The organism is Cytobacillus firmus NBRC 15306, assembly GCF_001591465.1.
GTDB lineage: Bacteria > Bacillota > Bacilli > Bacillales > Cytobacillaceae > Cytobacillus > Cytobacillus firmus.
Genome location: NZ_BCUY01000053.1, coordinates 21160 through 27541, shown reverse-complemented (window position 1 = coordinate 27541; position 6382 = coordinate 21160). Strand labels below are relative to the sequence as shown.

The 6382-nt window shown below is 46.6% G+C and carries 6 protein-coding genes; 1 reads left to right on the top strand and 5 read right to left on the bottom strand.

Features of this window, described 5'->3' with window-relative positions:
* Nucleotides 1–154: 154 nt before the first annotated feature.
* The 4 genes from ychF to BFI01S_RS14650 all read right to left on the bottom strand — a co-directional run bounded on the left by ychF (nt 155) and on the right by BFI01S_RS14650 (nt 4533).
* Complete coding sequence (gene ychF / locus BFI01S_RS14665; RefSeq protein ID WP_061793280.1) at nt 155–1255, bottom strand: redox-regulated ATPase YchF; 1101 nt, start codon at nt 1253–1255, stop codon at nt 155–157.
* 165 nt (nt 1256–1420) lie between these two features.
* Nucleotides 1421–3415, bottom strand: coding sequence for a molybdopterin-dependent oxidoreductase (locus BFI01S_RS14660; RefSeq protein WP_061793279.1), 1995 nt, complete (start codon nt 3413–3415; stop codon nt 1421–1423).
* 27 nt (nt 3416–3442) lie between these two features.
* Nucleotides 3443–3640: a DUF951 domain-containing protein gene (locus tag BFI01S_RS14655; RefSeq protein ID WP_061793278.1), complete on the bottom strand. Its 198-nt coding sequence runs from the start codon at nt 3638–3640 to the stop codon at nt 3443–3445.
* A gap of 2 nt (nt 3641–3642) precedes the next feature.
* On the bottom strand, nt 3643–4533 hold the full coding sequence (locus BFI01S_RS14650; protein WP_061793277.1) for a mechanosensitive ion channel family protein: 891 nt from the start codon (nt 4531–4533) through the stop codon (nt 3643–3645).
* A 277-nt stretch (nt 4534–4810) separates the two neighbouring features.
* Here BFI01S_RS14650 and yyaC point away from each other — a divergent pair, with 277 nt between their 5' ends.
* Nucleotides 4811–5440: a spore protease YyaC gene (gene yyaC, locus BFI01S_RS14645; protein ID WP_061793276.1), complete on the top strand. Its 630-nt coding sequence runs from the start codon at nt 4811–4813 to the stop codon at nt 5438–5440.
* 191 nt (nt 5441–5631) lie between these two features.
* Here the strand turns inward: yyaC and BFI01S_RS14640 are convergent, their stop codons facing one another.
* A complete protein-coding gene (locus BFI01S_RS14640) occupies nt 5632–6345 on the bottom strand; it encodes a DUF554 domain-containing protein (protein WP_061793275.1) in 714 nt (237 codons plus the stop codon).
* Nucleotides 6346–6382: the final 37 nt, after the last annotated feature.

Below are 6382 nucleotides of genomic sequence, written 5' to 3'. Positions count from 1 at the left end.
ATTGGCTTGTGACCTCGAGGGGGTAGGCGCTGGAGCTAGACAGTTATCGACGTTCAAAAATTATATACTTTCTTATCTCCTAAAAAAAGCGAAAACAGCCTTTTTGAAAGAGTCATAAAAAAAGAACCCCTAAAAAACAGAGGTTCCAACATAATTAAACGTTAAAGCGGAAGTGCATGACATCTCCGTCTTTAACAATGTATTCTTTTCCTTCGAGGCGGACTTTTCCTGCTTCTTTCGCAGCTGTCATGTTTCCTGCAGCGACAAGGTCATCATAGGAAACCGTTTCTGCACGGATGAAGCCTTTTTCAAAGTCAGAGTGAATCACTCCGGCACATTGAGGAGCCTTCATGCCTTTGCGGAATGTCCAGGCGCGGACTTCCTGTACGCCGGCAGTGAAGTAAGTTGCCAGTCCAAGCAGATTGTAGGCTGCTCTGATCAGCTGATCAAGACCGGATTCTTTGATGCCAAGTTCCTGAAGGAACATTTCCTTTTCTTCCCCGTCAAGCTCTGCAATTTCAGATTCGATTTTTGCACAGATTACGATCACTTCCGCATTATCCTTTGCGGCAAATTCTCTTACCTGCTGCACATACTCGTTAGAAGAAGGATCCGCTACATCATCCTCGCTTACGTTTGCCACGTAAAGCACCGGCTTGATTGTCAGCAGGTGAAGACCTTTTACAATCTTCATTTGCTCGTCTGTGAACTCGACAGTACGGGCAGGCTTATCGTTTTCGAACGCTTCTTTTAATTTTTCCAGAATTTCAAGCTCGATCACAGAATCTTTATCCTTCTGCTTAGCCAGCTTGCTCACACGGCCAATTCGCTTGTCAACCGACTCAAGATCAGCCAGAATCAGTTCCAGGTTGATGACTTCGATATCATCGATCGGGTCCACTTTCCCTGCAACGTGTGTAATATTGTCATCTGCAAAACAGCGGACAACCTGACAGATGGCATCCACTTCACGAATATGGGACAGGAATTTATTTCCAAGACCTTCCCCTTTGCTCGCACCCTTTACGATGCCGGCGATATCCGTAAATTCGAAAGCCGTTGGCACAGTTTTTTTTGGCTGAACCAATTCAGTTAATTTATTCAACCGGTGATCAGGCACTTCTACAATTCCCACATTCGGATCAATTGTACAGAACGGATAGTTCGCAGACTCCGCCCCCGCCTGGGTAATTGCATTAAACAACGTAGACTTTCCGACGTTCGGCAAACCTACAATACCAGCTGTTAAAGCCATCCAAGTCACTCCTCAGTCTAATTTCATCTATTAAAAATACGATTGATCCTCATTTAAACAAGCCTCTAACAATTATAGATAGTTGCCGGAGAAATGTAAAGAAAAGGTGACAGGTACCTATACCACTTTGCCTGACTGGTATAGGTGCCTGTCACCACTACTATTTTAAACCTTCTCAATATTCACAAGGCAGTCGTACAAGGTGCTGCCAAGGCCGTTGTCCGATTCGCGGCTGGATGTAAGGTTATTGACGGGTCCGCCGAATTTTGCCCAGATGCCTTCATCGATATTGATGGTATCCGGATGGGCTTTTTTCATAATATGGACAAAGCCCTTCATTTCCCCGCGGTCATTCCACACTTTGACGTAATCGTTCTCCTGAAGTCCCAGCTTTTCGGCAATATTATCGGCAATTTCCACCTTTGCCTTTGGCTCCGGCTTCAATAGGTGATAATGCTGCGAATGATTGGAGCGGAGAGGATGAATCGTCAGCAAGGTAAAAGGAAACTGTTCGGCTCGCTCTTTATCCGTCCACTTGGTTTCCCGGGGAAGAGCGAGTGTCAGCCTGCTTTCGGAACCCTTTCGGAACGAGGTAAATTCATACTTGCCGCTTGGCGTCTTGAACTGGCGGTCTGCCCAGGGCACCGTATCGACCGGAAGCTCCATATGGTGCGAATTCCGTAAGCTATCAAGCGTAATCCCCTGCTCTTTAAGCGAACCGAGACCCATGCTGATGAATTCTTCCCTTGTAAAATCGAAATCGGTTCCGAATCCGAGTCGCTTGGCAAGCTCGGTCCATACCCATAAATCAGGCTTCGCTTCGCCTGGCGGTTCAGCCAGCTTCGGGCCATGATTGACATAATGATGGTACATGGAAGAATAATAGACATCTTCCTGTTCAAACACGGTTGCAACAGGCAGAACATAATCTGCCATTTTAGCCGTGTCTGTCATAAACTGCTCCATCACGACAACAGTATCCACAGATGCAAAAGCTTCTCGGACCCTTGATGAGTCAGGCACCTGGGTTAAAGGATTTCCGCACGTAACGAAGATCATCTTAATCTCAGGATCCTTCGCTGTTAAAATCCCCTCTGCCTGCCGCATCATCGTAAATTGCCTGAAAGCGGTCTTCCGCTCAGGGAGGGTGAGGGCAGCCCCATCAAAGCTCTGTCCTACCTGTCTGTTGGCATAGTTTGCACCGCCGCCTGGAATCCCGATATTGCCGCTCATGGCAATCAAAGCATCCATCAAGCGAATTGTGTTCCCGCCATTTTCGTAACGCTGCATGCCCAGCCCAAAGAAAGTGGATACAGGACGATCGCCATACACCACTGCAAGCTCGGTCATAACCTCTGCAGGCACTTCCGTTTTCTCAGCGATTTCTTCAAGCGTTACACTTTCAAGCAGTTCGTTAAGATCTTCAAAACCAATTGAATAGTTATCTATGAAACTTCTATCTTCCAAGCCCAGACGAAGCATTTCCTTCATGATGCCGGCCGCAAGCCATCCATCCATTCCCGGCTTAATGGAAAAATAACGGTCTGCCATTTTAGCTGTCGCATTAAAAATGGGATCAATCACATACAGTTTGGCCCCCTGTTTCTTTGCCTCCTGCAGCCTTTGATACAAGTGCATATTGGTGCGGGCAACATTCCTGCCCCAGACGACAATATGCCTGCTGTTCAAAATATCCTCCGGCCCGTGGCTGTAGGAGTCACCAAAATCCTGGCTCTGAGCCTCGATGCCAGCTCCCCAGCATATGGACCCCACAAGTTCAGTCACACCGCCATAGCAATTGAAAAAACGCTGATCCAGGTTCGTCAGCAATCCGCCATTGGCATAATCATGGCTATGAAGAATGGAAGTGGTGCCAGCCGTTTCTTTTAGCTCCTTCATTTTCAGGGAAATATCGTGCAAAGCCTGCTCCCAGGAAATTGGCACAAATTCTCCATTTACCTTTTTCAGCGGGTGAAGCAGGCGTTCCGGAGAATTTGTTCTGTTTTCAAGCATTCTGCCGCGGCCGCAAATTTTCCCTTTTGTTATCGGATGGTCCGGATCACCATCTACCTTTGTCACCTTACCGTCTTCAACTGTTACATGAAAGCCGCAGCTGTCCCAGCAATTAAGGGGACAGGCTGACTTGAATGTTTGTGCCACCAACCTCATCTCCCTGCAGTTTGTCTCTTATTCCTCATGCTTGACAAGAATTTTCTTCATTTTGCGGGCGAATTCCCTTCTTGGAATCATTACGCTGTGTCCGCAGCCTTCGCACTTAATGCGGATATCTGCTCCCATCCGGATGATTTTCCATTTGTTGACCCCGCATGGGTGTGGCTTTTTCATTTCCACCACATCATGTAAATCAAATTCTTTTTGCTCCATGTTTATCCCTCCGCATTCAGTTTTGGGTTATCCTGTTCATTCCGTGTGTACATCACAAGGCGCGGGAACGGAATTTCAATGCCATGCTCATCTAAACAAAGCTTAATTTCCTTCCGCAGCTGGCGTGCAATATAAAAGTGCCTCATTGGCAGTGTTTCTGAAACTACACGCAGCATCACATCAGCTGCCGCCATATTTTGGATGCCCAGAATTTCCGGCGGCTTGACCATATCCTCATATTTTTCCGGGAGCTTTTCGAATAATTCCTGAAGAACCTGTTCAACCTTCACAATATCGCCTTCATACGCAATACTGACATCCACAAATGCCACACTATTATTTAATGAAAAATTGGTTACCTGCATAATGCTTCCGTTCGGAAGGATGTGAACCTCGCCCGTCCAGTTTTTAATCTTTGTCGTCCGAAGCCCGATTTCTTCTACAGTTCCTTCAAACTGATCAATCCGGATATAATCTCCAACCGAAAACTGATCTTCGAAAATGATGAAAAATCCGGTGATAATGTCCTTCACAAGGCTCTGTGCTCCAAATCCAACAGCCAACCCGACGATTCCCGCACCAGCCAGAAGGGCTTTTACATCAATTGTAAGCACCGATAATATCATGATTGCCGCAACAAAAAACACCACATAGGTGAGCATATTCTCCAGCAGCTTTAGAAGGGTGGCTTCCCTGCGCTCTGAGATTCGGAGCCTGGACGGCGTCCTAACTTTAAAAAGATTGCGGATGGCCAGCTTGCCGATCCTGATCAGGATTCTCGTCACGATCAGAATCGCCATAACTTTAAAGATTCCTTCCCCAATGGTTATCCACGTTTTTTCATTTGAAATCTTATCTATCATGCCGTTTATCATGTTTTCAATAGGACTCATGGTTTCACCTGCTCTATTTTAGTGAAAATAATCAGAAAGCAATTCAAACCCATTGCTTGAATGAAATTATACTGCATCCTGCCCTTCAGTGCGAATCCCTCTGTAAAACAAAATTATTTTATCAATTTTTCTCAGGGCTTTACAGTGAAAAACCCGATTGTTTAACGATTAAATAATACAGGTATGTATAGATTACACAAAAATTCCGTATACTGTTAAAAACGTATAAATACTTGTGTTTCGGGCATGGCAAGGATAAAAGAGGGAGTGGACCTATATGAACTTCAAACCAAACTTGTTTGACAAAAAAGGCGGGGCTTCTGCCAGAATCTTACATGAAGAAACAAACTCTGCAGAAAAATTGGCTGCTGAACTGAAGAAGATTCTGCCTGCGGGCCTTGGCTGCCGTCCCATCGTTTTTGTCTGCATTGGCACAGACCGCTCTACAGGCGATTCATTAGGTCCGCTGGTCGGCACACTCCTTGAGGAAAAATCGATGTCATCTTTCCATGTATACGGAACACTGGAGGACCCGATCCATGCCGTCAACCTGGAAGAAAAACTGAACGAAATCAAAAAGAAGCATTTTAATCCCTTTATTATCGGGATCGATGCCTGCCTGGGCCGCCTGAAAAGCGTCGGAGTCATCCAAATTGGAGAAGGCCCGGTCAAACCGGGCGCCGGAGTCAATAAAGATCTGCCGGAAGTAGGGGACATGCACATCACCGGCATCGTCAATGTCAGCGGATTCATGGAATTCTTCGTCCTCCAGAACACAAGGCTCAATCTCGTCCTGAAAATGGCCAAAACCATCGCGGGCGGCATCTATGAAGCCAGCCTGACCCACCAGACTGCGCCGGCGTGGCCTGCATTTAAGTGGGAACTGAACAGTGAACAAGCACCTTAATTGAGCAGGAAAGCCGCAGGGGAGCATGCGGCTTTTTTTGTTGGACGGGGGAGGGAAGGGGGATTGCGCTGATTTACTGGCGTTTCGCGTCGATTCAGCAGTTTACTCGCCACTCCCAGCAATTTACGGGCAGCAAAAATAATGCACCGCAAACACACCAACTCCCGTGCCCGCGATGCACATCACTTCACCTAAAAATAAATTCCATAAAAATAAACAACCGATACAATAACTCCCGTAACCAAAATTCCCGGGAGCAGGTTCGCCACCCTGATCTTCGTAATGCCTGTCAAATTCAGACCAATCGCAAAGATCATGATTCCGCCTGTTGCGGTCATTTCCTTGATAAAGCTGTCCATCAGAAGCTGGGGGACAAACCGGTCGATTTGGGTGGCAAAAAGGGCAATAAGTCCTTCATACAGCATGACCGGAAAAGCTGAAAAGAGTACGCCGATCCCTAATGTAGTCGTTAAAATGAGGGAGGTGAATCCGTCAATAATCGATTTGGTATAAAGCACCGAGTGGTCGCCCCGGATGCCGCTGTCGAGCGCGCCGATAATGGCCATAGCGCCAATGACAAAGATGAGTGTAGCCGTTACAAAGCCCTGCGAAATGCTGCCCTGGCCTTTCGAGCCAATTTTGCTTTCGAGCCAATCGCCAAGCTTGTTCAGTTTATCTTCAAGAGCAAAGTACTCTCCAATCACCGTTCCGAACACAAGGCTTAAAATCACTACCAGGAAATTTTCGCTTTTAAAGCCCATTTGCAGGCCGAGCACCATGACCGCAAGGCCAATCGCATGCATGACTGTGCCCTTCATGTTTTCCGGAATCCGATGGAGCAGTTTCCCCAGCAGTGTTCCCATAATGATCAATAATCCATTTACAAGCGTACCTAGCAGAAACATACTCTTCACCTTATTATTTCGCAATGCGAATTATTTT